Origin of the sequence: Clostridium sp., from assembly GCF_032552055.1 — a bacterium.
Classification (GTDB): Bacteria; Bacillota; Clostridia; order Clostridiales; family Clostridiaceae; genus Clostridium.
The window spans coordinates 1-1083 of sequence record NZ_JAWGSV010000443.1 but is presented as its reverse complement, the minus strand read 5'-3'; the positions used below and the strand labels follow the sequence as shown (position 1 = coordinate 1083).

The 1083-nt window shown below is 22.4% G+C and carries 2 protein-coding genes; one reads left to right on the top strand and one right to left on the bottom strand.

Going from position 1 to position 1083, the window contains the following annotated elements:
* Nucleotides 1-24: 24 nt before the first annotated feature.
* On the top strand, nt 25-150 hold the full coding sequence (locus tag E6248_RS16275; RefSeq protein ID WP_316341806.1) for a hypothetical protein: 126 nt from the start codon (nt 25-27) through the stop codon (nt 148-150).
* Between the two features lie 52 nt (nt 151-202).
* On the opposite strand, the gene E6248_RS16270 is transcribed toward E6248_RS16275, so the two are convergent.
* Nucleotides 203-967: a hypothetical protein gene (locus E6248_RS16270; protein ID WP_316341805.1), complete on the bottom strand. Its 765-nt coding sequence runs from the start codon at nt 965-967 to the stop codon at nt 203-205.
* Between the last annotated feature and the right edge of the window lie 116 nt (nt 968-1083).

Below are 1083 nucleotides of genomic sequence, written 5' to 3'. Positions count from 1 at the left end.
CTATCTATTAAGGAGGCATTTTGAATGAATAATAAGAAAAATAATAGTAACCCAACTTCTCCAAATTATAAAGAAAAAGTAAGAAATAAAGCTAATGAAAAAACTCCTTTTGGGGAAAATGAACCTTCTCCAAATACTACATATAAATAAAATTAGAAATATAAAAATACCGTTTATAAAAATAAACGGTATTTTTATATTTCTATCCTAGTAATCTATTTACCATATCATTAGCCCCTTGTGCTATTGGTATTATATTTTTAACAAAGGAAATTGTAGTGTTAATACTTGTAAGTAAACTTAAAATCTTTTTAATATTTTCTTTAAACATACTATTTTTAGAGGCTTCTTCACCAATCTTCTGATTAAGCATTATACTTCCAAGTCCCTGTTCAATGGAAAATTTTAATCCATCTATTCCATACATATTATATTCATCTATTTTATAATGCAAATCACTGAGTACATCATTAATAAATGATTTTAATTCTTCATTTACTTCTAATTCACTTAATTCTTCTATTAATATTTCTATCTTTTCTTTAAAGTTAATTAAATTTTCTTCCTCAATATTCTTATATTGATTACATACATCTAGAGCTAAAGCTAATCCATTAATTGATATCAATATTTCTTTAGTAATTATAGTATCTAATTTATGCATTTCTTCATCTAACTCTATTGCCATAATTTTCTTTTCAAAATTAGTCAGAGATATAATTAATTCCTCTTTTGAATTACTTTCAATTTTATTAATTTGTTTCTTTATATTTTCTATTATTTCTATAATTTGAATTATAGATTTAAACATTTTTTCATCATCATTTTTATCTATATTAAAAACTTGAGAAAGTACTGATGCTACTGATCTAAACCTACTTTGTTTATTACTATGGTTACTACAAAATTCTTTTGATTTACTTAAAATTTCGTATAGTCTAACTGCCGGATTAGTTGATAATACCATACCATCCCCTCCATAATATTTATTACAGTTATTACTTGTATACCATAAATCTATTTTTCTCTTTTTTTCATAATATCAATTTAATTTTATTAATTTAATATTGTTATATTATAAAT

Coding starts and splice junctions, on each gene's coding strand:
- E6248_RS16270 (WP_316341805.1), bottom strand. CDS start 967: ATGGTATTATCAACTAATCCGGCAGTTAGACTATACGAAATTTTAAGT.
- E6248_RS16275 (WP_316341806.1), top strand. CDS start 25: ATGAATAATAAGAAAAATAATAGTAACCCAACTTCTCCAAATTATAAA.